This is a genomic window from Afipia sp. DC4300-2b1 (genome assembly GCF_049895725.1).
Lineage (GTDB): Bacteria > Pseudomonadota > Alphaproteobacteria > Rhizobiales > Xanthobacteraceae > Afipia > Afipia broomeae.
Genome location: NZ_JAFCSX010000002.1, coordinates 1,060,061 through 1,073,788 on the forward strand (window position 1 = coordinate 1,060,061; position 13,728 = coordinate 1,073,788).

Here is a 13,728-nt window from a genome sequence, read left to right on the forward strand (position 1 = left end):
GCGCTCGCCGCGGCGAGGAATCGGGAGAGCCACATGTTTCAGGGAACGATTGATACCGGCAGCGCACTGCCGATCGAAGCCACGGCGAACGGCGACATCCTGTTCGACCTCGGCATGATCTATTCGACCGGCCGCAGCGGCCTGATCGATCTGGTCGCCGCGCACAAATGGTTCAATCTCGCCGCACTCAAGGGCAGGGTGGATGCCATTTCCCTGCGCCAGGAAATCGCGGGCTTGATGTCGGATGTCGAGATCGCAACTGCCCAGCGTGAAGCTCGGGCATGGATGGCGGCGCACTAAGGTGACTCGCCAAGAAGTCCCCCATTTATCGACATTTTCGCGCACTCGTTGCTGTGATTTGTCGCTGCGCTCTTGCGATCGGTGATCTGTCACTCGCGCACAGACGTCGCCTTTGAGTCTCGGCTTCGAGGCGTTCCGAAAATTCCGTCTACCCGGCGCGATGTATCTCGCCATTGATGCGGGTTCGCCGGCGGTTCATCTGGTGACGTCGATGATTTGAATGTGGGTGGCGGAGACGGAGGGATTCGAACCCTCGATACCCTTTTCAAGGTATGCTCATTTAGCAAACGAGTGCCTTCAGCCGCTCGGCCACGTCTCCACAGGCTCGATATGCCTTACGCGGTCACGCGCCGCAAGTCGCTGAGGAATTTTCCCCGATTTGGCCCCAATCAGATCCGTTCGGGCCGCTCCTTTCTCTCACTCTATAATGTCTTCGGTTTTCTCAACGCGGTTCCGAGCCGGCCGAAGGCCGCCAAATACGCTGTGGCAGCCTAAAGTGTGAGGGAACACGGATCTCACGGCCGCCCATTCTGCTGGATTTCGCGGGCGACAGAGGCGGGCAGGGCTGACTGTTTTTGTGTCAGCGATTCGACGAATTCACAGCCGCAAGGGGCGCTAGCGCCGTTTGCACTGCCACATCCGCGTTCCAGGGGAACATTTTGGGGCAACCGCAAAAATACAACGTTTCCAGCCGCTTACAGATGTTCCATGGGGGATTTTGCGTGCTATTTGTGCAACACCTCCCTAAAAACGGCCGGAACAGCACCGTTTCAAGGCGGTCCTTTGTTGCGTGATTACGACTGTTGGGCAATGGTCATCGAAGCGACGGAGGGGGGCATCCCGAGGTCGTCCCGTTTGGGAGTTTCGCTTAAGTCGCTCGCGTTCAGCGGGAGTGTCCGAAAGCGCGAGGCGACCGGGCGGTTAGCGGGGATCAAGGGAACCTACCATGTGGTGTGACTTACACCACCGGCCTGGAACCTTCCCTAGAGAGCAAAACTTGGAGGTTTTATGAGCACCATTAAGAGCCTTATCCTCGGATCGGCTGCGGTTATCGCAGCATCCGCTGGAGCACAGGCAGCCGATCTTCCCGTCAAGGCGAAAGCCGTTCAGTACGTGAAGATCTGCTCCCTTTACGGCGCCGGTTTCTACTACATCCCCGGCACCGACACCTGCATCAAGCTGGGCGGCTACGTCCAGGCTGACGCCAACATCAACGCCGGCAACTACAACAAGCCAGCGTGGGATGAAACCGCAGGCACCGCTGGTGCTGGCGTGTTCGGTACGGGCAGCCGTAACTCGGACTACTTCACCACCCGTTCGCGCGTTCAGCTGAACATCGACACCCGCACCGCCACCGAATACGGCGTTGTTCGTACCTACTGGTCGAGCAACTTCGAGCATTCGACCGGCTTCGGCCCGTCGTCGGGCAACCTGACGATGGACTACGGCTTCGTCCAGTTCGCCGGCTTCACCTTCGGTAAGGCCGCTTCCACCTTCCAGACCCCTTGGGCTTCGGTTGGCGCGAACAACAACACCTCGTTCCTCATCGGCGGTTCGGACAACCTGACCGGCATCACCAAGGCTGCCTACACCTGGCAGTTCGGTAATGGCCTGTCGGCTGAACTCGGCGTTGAAGACAACAAGGTCATCACCCGCGCTCCGGTGCTGGACGCATCGTCGCCGTTCTCTGGTGCAACTGCTGCGGCTGCTGGCGCTCTCGGCGTTGCTTACCTAGCTACCGGCGCACTCACCGCCAACCAGAACGGCACCGGTGGTCAGCATTCGCCTGACTTCGTTGGTAACATCCGTCTCGATCAGGCGGCGTTCACCGCTCAATTGTCGGGTGCTGTGCACAACGTCAGCGCGAACTACTACACCAACCTCGCGGGTGCCGCTCCGGCTTTCACCGGAACGACCAAGAACGAAACCAATGGCCATCCGGGCGATGCCTGGGGCTGGGCCATCGCCGGCGGTCTGCAGTTGAAGCAGCTTCCGACGGGTCCTGGCGACAAGATCTCGTTGGACTTCACCTACTCGGACGGCGCTCCGAAGTACGTGATCGGCGGCGTTACCGCCAACACCTTCGACAAGTTCAGCGGCGACACGAACTTCGCTGGCAGCTATCAGTCGTTCACTTCTGCGAACCTGTATGACGGCGTTTACACGACCGGCGGCGGCATCGAGAAGACCAAGGTTTGGGGCTTCCGCGGTGGTTACGTGCACAACTGGACCCCGAACTGGGAAACCAGCGTGTTCGGCAGCTACACCAAGGTTGACTACAACACCAATGCGTCGGCTGCGATCTGCGGCATGCAGGCAAATGCCCGCGCTTCCGCTGGTATCGGAACTGCCAACGGCTTCTCCTGCAACCCCGACTTCGCTATCTGGCAGGTCGGCACCCGTACCGCCTGGACCCCTGTCCAGAACCTGACGTTCTCGGGCGAGTTCATGTACACCATGATCGATCAGAACAACACCGGCACGATCACTGCGGTTCCGGCGTTCCTGTTCAAGCCCGCTGGCGCTTACGACTACAAGGACCAGGGCATCTACTCCGGCAGCCTCCGCGTTCGCCGCACCTGGTAATAGCAACCGCCTGACGGCGATTGTTACCTGAACTAAAAGAACCCCCGGCAGGAAACTGCCGGGGGTTTTTCTTCGTGCACTTCTTTCCCGGATGAGAGGCGATGACGGAGTGCTTGCCAAACGTACCTGTGTCATCCCCGCGAAAGCGGGGACCCGTAACCACCCGACGCGGTGAAGGCGGCAGGATCGCTCCAGCATCTCCCACAACCAAGAACTCAGGGCGTATGGGTCCGGCTTTCGCCGGGCCGGCGCGAGGGTTATGAAAGACTTCTGTTGTGAAGGCGCGGGCCGTTATGCCCCATCACATCGGGCGCAGAACGCGATGATGCGATCCATCGTTGGCTTGTCCGCCAGCAGGGGCGCATGACCCTGGTCGGCCACCTTGACCAGATCGATGTCCGGCCGCCGGGTGATCATATCCTGCACACCCTGAGGTGAGAGCAGGTCCGACAATTCCCCATGGATCAGCATCAGTGGAATGCCGGCGAGCGCGTCGAATAGCTCCCAAATTGGCGGTGGCGGGTTCGACAGATCGATTCCCTCGACAGTCGCCGAAAGCCGCTCGTCATACGTACGTTCCAGCCCACCGTGTGCCGTTTCGCGGAACGCCCGACGTGCCCAGACTTGCCAATCAGCGTCCGTGAGCGACGGAAAGACAGTGCCGAACATTCCCTTGAGGCCTGTCACGGCCTCGCCCCACGTCTGACGCACCGGCGGATTGGTGATGTAGCCCTTGATCTTCACCAGCCCGCCCATCTCCAGGGCGGGGCCAATATCGTTGAGAATAACCCCGGCCAGCAGATCTGGTTTGGTTGCCGCGAGCGCCATGGAGATCAGGCCGCCACGGGATGTGCCGAGCATGATCGTGCGCGATATCCCCAGCGAGGTCGCCATGGTCAGCACGTCACCCAGTTCGACAGGGACTGAATACTTGGCCGGGTCCGGATCGTAGTCCGAGAGACCCCGTCCGCGCAGATCGATGGCCACCACCTTGCGTGGTGTCCCGGGATCGGTGGCCAGAGCGATCGCGATCTCATTGAAGTCGTCGGTGGTGCGTGTCAGGCCCGGCACGCAAAACACAGGCAATGCCGCGCTGTTATCGGGGCCGATGACCTTGGCATGGAGTTTCAGCCCGTCGGCTGACTGGCAGAAGACGTCGCGAAATTGTGCGGACATAGCGTTCCTTGCGAACAGGCGTGATGCAGCCGAGCCACCGGAGGCTGGCGGTCTATTGGGCCAAAAGTTTTCTTGAGATGGGTCACCGGGTCAAGCCCGGTGATGAATCCGGCAGAGAACTGCGGGCAATTACGCCTCAATCATTCCGGACCCGCGCCGCGGCGCAGGTCCGCCTCGATCAGCAGCTTGCTGCCGCCGCCAAACCGTGCGCGGTAAACCTGCAGGTTCTCCATGATGCGCTGAACGTAATTGCGGGTTTCGGAGAACGGAATCTGCTCGACCCAATCCACTGCGTCCACCTTGGGATCGCGGGGATCGCCGTAACGCTCGATCCATTTGCGCACGCTGCCACGCCCGGCATTGTAGCCGGCGAAGGTCATGATGTAGGAGCCGCGATAATCTTCGATCAGGCCGCCGAGTTCGGCGGCGCCAAACGCCGCATTGTAGGCGGAATCGGTTTTCAGCCTGGCGAGATCGAATGTCGCGCCGTGCCGTTTGGCGACGTATTTGCCGGCGGCCGGCGTGACCTGCATCAGGCCATAAGCCTGCGCCGGTGACACCACAGAGGGATTGAACGCGCTTTCCTGCCGGGCGATGGCGTAAACGATCGCCTTCTCAACCTCAGGCCCGAAATCCTTGTAGGGCGGGATTCCGATCACCGGATAGGCGTAATGGTCGAACGGCATGCCGCGGTTCAACGCAGCCTTGCCGACGAGCAGCATGCCTCGCGCGTCGTTGTGACGCTGGGTCAGTTCGCAAAGCGCGAGCAGCCCGTCCATGTCGGCGCGCTCGCCCATATCGGCGAGGATGGGGACGGCGATCTCGCGCTCATCCAGGGCGTAAAGAAGCTCGACGGCACGGACGACCTCCAGCCGCTCTCCGCCACGCGAACGGCCGGGCACGCCGTTCAGTGCGATCTGCGGCAGCCCAAGCTTCGCGCGGGCGAGCTGGCCGTAATAGCTGGTCGATTGCGCCGCGGCTGATTCATAGGCGTTGCGCGCCTCCTGCGGGCGCCCGGCGGCTTCCGCCGCGCGGCCCTGCCAGTAACCGGCGCGGGCCAGCGCCGTCGGATTGACGCTGCCGACCCCGATGCGCGCAAAGTGCTGGGCTGCGAGATTCGGATCGTTGAGGAACCTCAGTGCGATCCAGCCGGCGGTGAATTCCGATTCCGTTTTGTAAATATCGCGCGCGGGCAGCGATGCATCGCGTGCGACAGCATAGGCGAGGCGAGGCTCATTGGTGTCGAGCAGTTTGCGCGCCAGCAGACGCCGTTCGATCCACCACTCGTCTGCATTCACCAGCCGTGCCGGATCGCGGGGCGCTGCCTGCATGGCACGTGCGGCTTCCTGGAATTTGTCCTCGCGCCGCAGCCATTGTGCCTTGCTGAAAAGATACAGCGGGTCGTTGTGCAGGTCGCTTGGTACCGCATCGAGCAGGGCCTTCGCATTCGAGGCCTTTTTGTTGAGGGCGATACGCGCCTTTGCCAGCGCGATATGGCCGCTGCCGAGCCGTCTGGCGGAGCGCAACGCGGCTTCCGCATTGTCGCCGCTATACAGCAGCATATCCATCCGGATCTTGATGTCGCCGGGAGTCAGCAGCGTGCCGAACCGCTCAAACGCGGTGTCTTCGGTGTCAGAAGAGAATGGATCGCCGCGCCACGCTTCGCGCACCAGCCGTTCGGCACTTGCGCGATCGCCGCGGGCCAGCAGCGCGCGGGCGAGCATGAACCGGCCCTTGGCGGAGATCGGCTGTTCGCCATTGAAGAACGCCAGGACGGTGGAATCGTCGCGCTTGTCGTCCCACAAGGCTGCTTCGCCGCGGCGGCGCAGGAACGTCACGCTGGGCCAACTCGGATTTTCCGCAATGAAGTCGCGATAACGTTCGACAGGCGCACCATTGTCGTCGCTGCGCAGGATCAGCCATTCGGAAAGCTTGCGCGCAACGGGATCGGAGAGCGAAGCCTGAAGCTGCGTGGCATCGGCCGGCTTCCGTTTACGCACGAGATCAATGATCTGCTCGAGCGTATCCATGTCGGCCTTTGACGTGGACGATGTGCTCGACAGCGCCAGCGCCACCGACGGCTTTCGGGCCGGAGCAGGGCGCGCGGCCAGAGCTTTCGGCGCAGGCGCGGCCGGCGTGGCTGTTGCGGAAGCCGGGGCCTTTTGCTGATCCGGTTTTGCCGGAGCGGCCTGCGGCGCCTGGCGGGAGATCGGCCGGGGCTTCGGCAGCGGAACGGCGGACGCGGCATATGAAACCAGCGCAATCGCGCCAGCGCCGAAGAGTGCAGCACTCCAGCGTAACAGCCGGGCTGATCCCGCAGATGAAGGAGCAAATGGCATCACGGGCGGCCTATGCGGCGAATCATTCAAGACCTTCGCCTTCAGGTGTAGTTCATTGAATATGTGGACAAAACACCAAATGTGTTAGAACAGGCACAATGCCGCAACACCGCGGCAAAATAGCGGCTGATACGGGGCGTTCCTGGCTCCGGGGCGGTCCGTATTGTCCGGGACTTTCATCGCGTTCCCGGACTCGGTATCAATCATTAATCGCAGCGTGCGAAGCGTTCGGAGACAGAGCAATGGCAACCAAGACGAATTTCAGGGGGTCCCTTACCGCCTTGGTTACGCCGTTCAAAAACGGTGCATTGGACGAGGGCGGGCTGCGCGCGCTCGTGAACTGGCAGATCGAGCAGGGATCGCACGGTCTGGTTCCGGTTGGAACCACCGGTGAAAGCCCGACCCTGAGCCACGAAGAGCACAACAAGGTCACCGAGTGGTGCGTCGCGGAGGCAAAGGGGCGCGTGCCGGTTATCGCCGGCGCCGGCTCGAACTCGACGCGGGAAGCCGTGGCTCTGGCGAAGCACGCCGAGAAGGCGGGCGCCGATGCCGTGCTGGTGGTGACGCCCTACTACAACAAGCCGACCCAGGAGGGGATGTATCATCACTTCAAGGCGGTGAACGACGCGATCGGAATTCCGATCATCATCTACAACATTCCGCCGCGTTCGGTCGTCGATCTGTCGGTCGAGACCATGACAAGGCTGTTTGAACTGAAGAACATCGCCGGCGTGAAGGATGCCACCGCCAATCTCGCACGCGTGTCGCAGCAGCGCCACGCCATGGGTCCGGACTTCATCCAGCTCTCGGGTGAGGACATGACCGCGCTGGCCTATATGGCGGCGGGCGGGCACGGCTGCATTTCAGTCGTCGCCAACGTGGCGCCCAAGCAGTGCGCCGACCTGATGGTCGCCGTGTTGAAGGGAGACTATGCGGCCGCGCTCAAGATCCAGGACCGGCTGACACCGCTGCATGACGCGATCTTCAAGGAGCCGGGTCTTGCGGGCGCCAAGCATGGCCTCAAGCTGCTGGGCCGCGTGCATGAAGAGGTGCGCCTGCCGCTTGTGCCGGTGACGCCGCCGACCGGCAAGGTCATTCACGACGCGATGGTGTATGCCGGATTGCTCAACTGACGATCTTGGAAAGGGAATGAGCCGATGCTCGAGGAGTTCAAGAAATTTGCCCTGAAAGGCAATGTCGTCGATCTCGCGGTCGGCGTCATCATCGGCGCGGCGTTCGGAGCCATCGTTAACTCTCTGGTGGCGGACATCATCATGCCGATCATCGGCGCGGTGACCGGCGGGCTCGATTTCTCGAATTACTTCACTGGCCTGTCCAAGTCGGTCACGGCAACCAACCTGGCTGACGCCAAGAAACAGGGCGCGGTGCTGGCATGGGGCAGTTTCCTCACGTTGACGCTGAACTTCATTATCGTCGCATTCGTCCTGTTTCTGGTCATCCGTCTGATGAACCAGTTGAAGGCGAAGCAGGAAGCGGCGCCCGAACCTGCGGCCATGAGCAAGGACCAGCAGCTGCTGACCGAAATCCGCGATCTTCTGAAAGCGAAATAGATCACTATCTGTCACCAGCAGACATTCTGACGGGGCAAGCTCTCAGCGCCGTCAGCCGTACTGAAGGATTGCGTGTTCACGCGAGCCGTATTTTTCGCGTGTATGCGCACCGAGGCACCTGATGGCCGAGAAAAAAGAACCCACGATCAAGGTCATCGCCGAGAACCGCAAGGCGCGGTTCAATTACGCCATCGAGGACACCGTCGAGGCGGGCATCGTGCTGACCGGCACCGAGGTCAAGTCGACGCGCAACGGCAAGACCACGATTGCGGAGTCCTATGCGGATTCCAAGGACGGCGAAATCTGGCTCGTCAACGCCAACATCCCGGAATATTTGCAAGCCAACCGCTTCAACCATGAACCGAAGCGGGACCGCAAACTGCTACTGCACAAGAAGCAGATCAACAAGCTGATCGGCGCGATCGAACGCGAGGGAATGACGCTCATTCCGCTCAAGATGTATTTCAACGAGCACGGCAAGGTGAAGCTTCAACTGGCCCTCGCGAAGGGCAAGAAGCTGCACGATAAACGCGACACCGAGAAGAAGCGTGACTGGGCGCGCGAGAAGGGCCGCTTGCTGAGAGCGCGAGGTTAACGCCGAAAGGGCTAATGTTCTCGGATAGCTCAGCCTCCAGGATGCAAAGGATACTGCGATGAATCAGCCGAACTTGATGGATGTGGACTGGAGCAAGATCCCGGCGCCTGTCGACGACGGCGCGGCGCAGCACCTGATCGGCATGAAAATGCCGCCGGTTGTGCTGCCGGCCACCGATGGATCATCGGTCAAGCTGGCATCGCTGCCGGGGCGGGTGGTGCTGTTCGCCTATCCGCGCACGGGAGAGCCCGGCAAGATCAGCCTCGTCGATGACTGGGACATGATCCCCGGCGCGCGCGGCTGCACGCCGCAGACCTGTGCCTTCCGCGATCTGTTCAAGGATCTGAAAGATGCGGGCGCCCAGCACGTGTTCGGGGTTTCCACGCAGGACACCGCCTATCAGCGCGATATGGTCGAGCGTCTACATGTGCCGTTTCAGGTTTTGTCGGATAGCGATCTTGAGTTGACCCGCGCGCTCAAGCTGCCTTCGATGGACGTCGCCGGACTGACGCTTATCAAGCGGCTTGCGATGATCATCGACGACGCGACGATCACTCACGTGTTCTATCCGGTGTTTCCGCCGGACCGGAATGCGGGTGATGTGCTGGCTTGGCTGCAGGCCAATTCGCGCTAGCCCAGGTAGCTCTGCACGCTGGCAAACACCGCCCTGAACATCTGGGGCGTGAGAACGCCTGTGTTCGTGTTGTAGCGGGAGCAGTGATAGCTGTCGAACAGCCGAAGGGAGCCAGTCTGATGCTGCGCGCCGTGGGCGAAGGGCGCATCCGCTGCGCGAACGCCGAGCGTCTTTAACGTCGTATCATGTGCCACACGGCCCAGCATGACGACCGCACGCAGGCGCGGCATCTCGTCCAGCGTTGCATTGAAGAATGGGCGGCAGGTCTTGATTTCAGCAGGCAGGGGTTTGTTCTGCGGCGGCACGCAGCGCACCGCATTGGTGATGCGGCAATCCGTCAGCGTCAGCCCGTCGTCGGGGTGCGCCTCGTATGAACCCTGCGCAAAACCGGTATCGAGCAGCGTCGCGTAAAGAAGATCGCCGGCAAAATCCCCTGTAAAGGGCCGTCCCGTGCGGTTGGCACCCTGAAGACCGGGTGCCAGTCCTACGATCAGAAGCTGTGCGTCGATCGGTCCAAAAGAGTAAACGGGTGCGTTAAACCAATGCGGGTGCTGCGCGCGGTTGGCTTCACGATAGTCTTTCAGGCGGGAGCAGAGCGGGCAATCCGGGCCGGGTTCGTTCGACTGCCCTGAAACAGAAGAGGAAGGGCCGGCGCTGCTGCGCCGGCTCTCCTTGGTTTTCTGCTCAATCGTCGAATTCGTCATCGCCCCTTGGCGCCATTGAGCTGGTCGTCGCCCGCTGCAGGAATTGCGGCGTGTGCTGACGAGGTTCGCGCGGTTCGCGAGGAGCAGGGCGCTCGCTCGGGTCGCGGCCAAGCTTTGCTTGTAGCTGGACCAGATCAGTAAAGACATCCGCCTGGCGGCGCAATTCGTCTGCGATCATCGGGGGCTGGCTGGCGATTGTGGAAACGACCGTCACGCGAACGCCGCGGCGCTGCACGGCCTCGACCAGCGAGCGGAAATCGCCGTCGCCAGAGAACAGCACCATCTGGTCGATGTTTTCAGCCAGCTCCATGGCATCGACGGCAAGTTCGATGTCCATGTTGCCCTTGACCTTGCGGCGTCCGGAGGCGTCGATGAATTCCTTCGTTGCCTTGGTCACGACCGTATAGCCATTATAATCGAGCCAATCGATCAGCGGACGGATCGACGAGTATTCCTGATCCTCGATGATGGCCGTGTAGTAGAATGCCCGAACGAGAGTGCCACGACTCTGAAATTCAAGGAGCAGCCGCTTATAATCTATGTCGAAACCAAGGGTCTTCGCTGTTGCGTAAAGGTTTGCACCGTCAATAAACAGCGCGATCTTGTTCGTGGCAGAAGGCATCAGTTTTTACTCGCATCGTTGTTATCGCATGTATTCTTGGCGCGTATCCATCACCGCGCATTCCCATTCAATTCAGTTGTTATTCGCTAGAAGGTTTAGAGAGGATAAAGGACGCAAATATTCCGCGCGGCTGAGGCAGCGGCGCAGATCGCCGTACACCGTGATGAAGCAATGAAGCGATTTCTTGTCCATGGGACTATTTGACCCTCAGCTATGCTCTGGCGGGGCCCTTCCGGCAACGGCGATTTACGGACCAATCCGAAAAACATGCTTGCGAAAAGGCGCTGGTCGCTATACCTAGCGCGCATAGCGACATATTCTCAGATCCAGACCCGGAGCGGCAGCCGATGGCGCGCGTCACTGTTGAAGATTGTATCGATAAGGTCGACAACCGGTTCGACCTCGTATTGCTGGCCGCACACCGTGCGCGGATGATTTCCTCAGGGTCGCCCCTGACCATCGACCGGGATAATGACAAGAATCCAGTGGTTTCGCTACGTGAAATCGCTGATACGACCATTTCTCCCGAGGATTTGCGGGAAGAACTGGTCCATTCCCTGCAGAAATTCGTCGAAGTGGACGAGCCGGAACCCGATACTGTGCCGCTGATCGGCTCCGCCGGCGCCTCCGTTGACGCCGACGACACCGAAGTGGCCGTCGAGCGCATGACGGAAGAAGAGCTTTTGAAGGGTCTGGAAGGCCTTGCTCCGCCTGAGGAGCAGCCCGAGGAAGACGAATAAGGTCCTCCATCGGACCGGCTTTCCAGCGTTCTTCACTGTTTTTCCCAAAGGCCCGGGCAGATTGTCCGGGCCTTTGCATTTATTGATATTTTTAGTGTCTTCCTTGCGATTATCGGCGAGCGGGCGATATTGTGAATGGCGGTTCCTTTTCGAGGGCCGCCAATAAGGCAGGCAAGCGGAATGGCGATCTGGCGGCGAAATCAGCCCCAAATGCAAGCGGCGACCGAAGCGGCGGCGACGGCCCCGGCTGAGCCCCCGCCGCTGCCGGCCAAAAAGCCCGTCCGGACCAAAATGATGCGCCAGTACGACCTGGTGGACCGGGTCCGCGCCTATAATCCGAACACCGACGAAGACCTGCTCAACCGGGCCTATGTCTACGCCATGATGGCTCATGGCGAGCAGAAGCGCGCCTCTGGCGACCCTTACTTTTCGCATCCTCTTGAGGTCGCCGCGATCCTCACCAACCTGAAGCTGGACGACGCCACAATTGTCGCGGCGCTGCTTCACGACACCATCGAAGATACCGAATCGACCCGCGCCGAGATCGACCAGATGTTCGGCTCCGAAATCGGTGCGCTGGTGGATGGGCTGACCAAGCTGAAGCGGCTCGAACTGGTGTCGCGCGAAGCGAAGCAGGCCGAGAACCTGCGCAAGCTGCTGCTGGCGATCGCCGACGATGTGCGCGTGTTGCTCATCAAGCTCGCTGACCGCTTGCACAACATGCGCACGCTGGAATTCGTGCCGCCGGCGTCGCGGCACAGGATTGCGGAAGAGACCCTCGACATCTATGCGCCGCTCGCCGGCCGCATGGGTATGCAGGAAATGCGCGAGGAGCTGGAAGACCTCGCGTTCAAGGTGATCGATCCCGAGGCGCACGCCGTCGTGGTGCAGCGCCTGGATGCGCTTGAGGAGCGCGACCGCAATCTGATCGGCGAAATTGAAGCCCAGCTTTCCGCCAAGCTCGCCAAGAACGGCGTGAATGCGCACGTGAAGGGGCGGCGCAAGCAGCCGTTCTCGATCTGGATGAAGATGGAGCGCAAATCCGTCGGCTTCGAACAGTTGTCCGACATCTTCGGATTCCGCATCATCGTGAACAGCATCGCGGAAGTCTATCGCACCGTCGGCATCGTGCATACGACGTGGCCGGTGGTGCCCGGACGGTTCAAGGATTACATCTCGACGCCCAAGCAGAACGATTATCGTTCGATCCACACCACGGTGATCGGTCCCGGCAAACAGCGCGTCGAGCTGCAAATCCGCACCGAGGAGATGAACCGGGTCAACGAGTACGGCATCGCGGCTCACGCCATCTACAAGGATGGCGTCGGCTCCCCCACCGAGCGGCTCAAGCTGGAGTCGAACGCGTTCGCGTGGCTGCGTCACACCGTCGAGGTTCTGTCGGAAAGCGCCAACCCGGAAGAATTCCTCGAACACACCAAGATGGAGCTATTCCACGATCAGGTGTTCTGCTTCACGCCGAAGGGAAAGCTGATCGCGCTGCCGCGTCATGCCAATGTGATCGACTTCGCCTACGCCGTGCACACAGATGTCGGCAACAGCGCCGTCGGCTGCAAGATCAACGGCAAGTTCGCGCCGCTGTCTTCGGAATTGCAGAACGGCGACGAAGTGGAAGTCCTCACGTCGCAGGCGCAGTCGGCGCCGCCGACGGCATGGGAATCACTTGCGGTCACCGGCAAAGCCAAGGCCGCGATCCGCCGCGCCACCCGCACCGCCGTGCGCGATCAGTACGCGGGTCTCGGCCGGCGTATTGTCGAGCGCCTGTTTATGCGAGCCAAGATCGTCTACGCCGACGACAAGCTGAAGGGCGCGCTTCCGCGCCTTGCGCGGTCATCCATCGACGACGTGATGGCGGCGGTGGGACGCGGTGAGATGAAGGCGTCGGACGTCGCGCGCGCGATGTATCCTGACTACAAGGAAGAGGCGCGCCTCAGCGGCAAGAAAACCGCGGGCGCCAAGCCCAAACCGTCAGGCGACGCAAAGGCGTCGAATGCAATTCCGATCCGCGGCATCAATAGCGATCTGCCGGTGAAGTTCGCGCCGAACGGCGGCGCCGTGCCGGGCGACCGGATCGTCGGCATCGTGACGCCGGGTGAGGGCATTACGATCTATCCGATCCAGTCGCCCGCACTGAAGGATTTCGAGGAGGAGCCGGAACGATGGCTCGACGTCCGGTGGGACACCGACGAAGCAACGCCGCGGCGCTTTCCGGCGCGGCTGCACGTGCAGAACGTCAACGAGCCGGGCAGTCTTGCGCAGGTCGCGTCGGTGATCGCGGAACATGACGGCAACATCGACAACATCAGCATGAGCCGCCGCTCTCCTGATTTCACAGAGCTCACCATCGATCTTGAGGTCTATGACCTGAAACATTTGAACGGTATTATCGCTCAGCTTCGCGCCAAGGCGGTCGTCGCCAGCGTCGACCGCATCAACGGCTAAC

At 61.0% G+C, this 13,728-nt stretch carries 12 protein-coding genes and 1 tRNA gene; 8 read left to right on the top strand and 5 right to left on the bottom strand.

Translation table 11 applies throughout. The features are described from left to right. The first annotated feature begins 33 nt into the window (after window positions 1-33). Window positions 34-300 (top strand): SEL1-like repeat protein, encoded by a 267-nt coding sequence (locus ACP7AL_RS12055; protein ID WP_425991561.1) that lies wholly within the window; start codon window positions 34-36, stop codon window positions 298-300. A gap of 227 nt (window positions 301-527) precedes the next feature. Here the strand turns inward: ACP7AL_RS12055 and ACP7AL_RS12060 are convergent. After that, window positions 528-619 (bottom strand) — tRNA-Ser (locus ACP7AL_RS12060). Window positions 620-1,308: 689 nt separating this feature from the next. Here ACP7AL_RS12060 and ACP7AL_RS12065 point away from each other — a divergent pair. Next, a complete protein-coding gene (locus ACP7AL_RS12065) occupies window positions 1,309-2,886 on the top strand; it encodes a porin (RefSeq protein ID WP_425991563.1) in 1,578 nt (525 codons plus the stop codon). 291 nt (window positions 2,887-3,177) lie between these two features. On the opposite strand, the gene ACP7AL_RS12070 is transcribed toward ACP7AL_RS12065, so the two are convergent. Together ACP7AL_RS12070 and ACP7AL_RS12075 are read right to left on the bottom strand one after the other, a co-directional pair. Further along, window positions 3,178-4,062 (bottom strand): alpha/beta fold hydrolase, encoded by an 885-nt coding sequence (locus tag ACP7AL_RS12070; RefSeq protein WP_425991565.1) that lies wholly within the window; start codon window positions 4,060-4,062, stop codon window positions 3,178-3,180. A gap of 140 nt (window positions 4,063-4,202) precedes the next feature. After that, the gene (locus ACP7AL_RS12075; RefSeq protein ID WP_425991567.1) at window positions 4,203-6,401 is read right to left on the bottom strand and encodes a transglycosylase SLT domain-containing protein; all 2,199 of its coding nucleotides are present in this window, start codon (window positions 6,399-6,401) and stop codon (window positions 4,203-4,205) included. 242 nt (window positions 6,402-6,643) lie between these two features. Here ACP7AL_RS12075 and dapA point away from each other — a divergent pair, with 242 nt between their 5' ends. The 4 genes from dapA (at window position 6,644) to ACP7AL_RS12095 (ending at window position 9,201) form a co-directional block, all read left to right on the top strand. Then, window positions 6,644-7,534, top strand: a complete 891-nt coding sequence (gene dapA / locus ACP7AL_RS12080) for a 4-hydroxy-tetrahydrodipicolinate synthase (protein ID WP_006020892.1) — start codon at window positions 6,644-6,646, stop codon at window positions 7,532-7,534. 24 nt (window positions 7,535-7,558) lie between these two features. Next, window positions 7,559-7,972 (top strand): large conductance mechanosensitive channel protein MscL, encoded by a 414-nt coding sequence (gene mscL, locus ACP7AL_RS12085; protein WP_006020891.1) that lies wholly within the window; start codon window positions 7,559-7,561, stop codon window positions 7,970-7,972. Between the two features lie 121 nt (window positions 7,973-8,093). Then, window positions 8,094-8,567: an SsrA-binding protein SmpB gene (smpB, locus tag ACP7AL_RS12090; protein WP_024575150.1), complete on the top strand. Its 474-nt coding sequence runs from the start codon at window positions 8,094-8,096 to the stop codon at window positions 8,565-8,567. A 58-nt stretch (window positions 8,568-8,625) separates the two neighbouring features. Then, complete coding sequence (locus ACP7AL_RS12095; RefSeq protein WP_425991570.1) at window positions 8,626-9,201, top strand: peroxiredoxin; 576 nt, start codon at window positions 8,626-8,628, stop codon at window positions 9,199-9,201. On the opposite strand, the gene ACP7AL_RS12100 is transcribed toward ACP7AL_RS12095, so the two are convergent. Then, entirely contained in the window at window positions 9,198-9,905 is a 708-nt protein-coding gene (locus tag ACP7AL_RS12100; protein WP_425991572.1) for a uracil-DNA glycosylase, read from the bottom strand. The genes ACP7AL_RS12095 and ACP7AL_RS12100 overlap by 4 nt on opposite strands. Beyond that, window positions 9,886-10,527 carry an NYN domain-containing protein gene (locus ACP7AL_RS12105; protein ID WP_006020887.1) on the bottom strand — a complete coding sequence of 214 codons (642 nt, stop codon included), beginning with the start codon at window positions 10,525-10,527 and terminating at the stop codon, window positions 9,886-9,888. The genes ACP7AL_RS12100 and ACP7AL_RS12105 overlap by 20 nt, the downstream gene beginning before the upstream one ends. 347 nt (window positions 10,528-10,874) lie before the next feature. Here ACP7AL_RS12105 and rpoZ point away from each other — a divergent pair, with 347 nt between their 5' ends. Both rpoZ and ACP7AL_RS12115 read left to right on the top strand, forming a co-directional pair. Beyond that, window positions 10,875-11,267: a DNA-directed RNA polymerase subunit omega gene (rpoZ, locus tag ACP7AL_RS12110; protein WP_006020886.1), complete on the top strand. Its 393-nt coding sequence runs from the start codon at window positions 10,875-10,877 to the stop codon at window positions 11,265-11,267. Between the two features lie 210 nt (window positions 11,268-11,477). Continuing rightward, the gene (locus tag ACP7AL_RS12115; protein ID WP_034461129.1) at window positions 11,478-13,727 is read left to right on the top strand and encodes a RelA/SpoT family protein; all 2,250 of its coding nucleotides are present in this window, start codon (window positions 11,478-11,480) and stop codon (window positions 13,725-13,727) included. Window position 13,728: the final 1 nt, after the last annotated feature.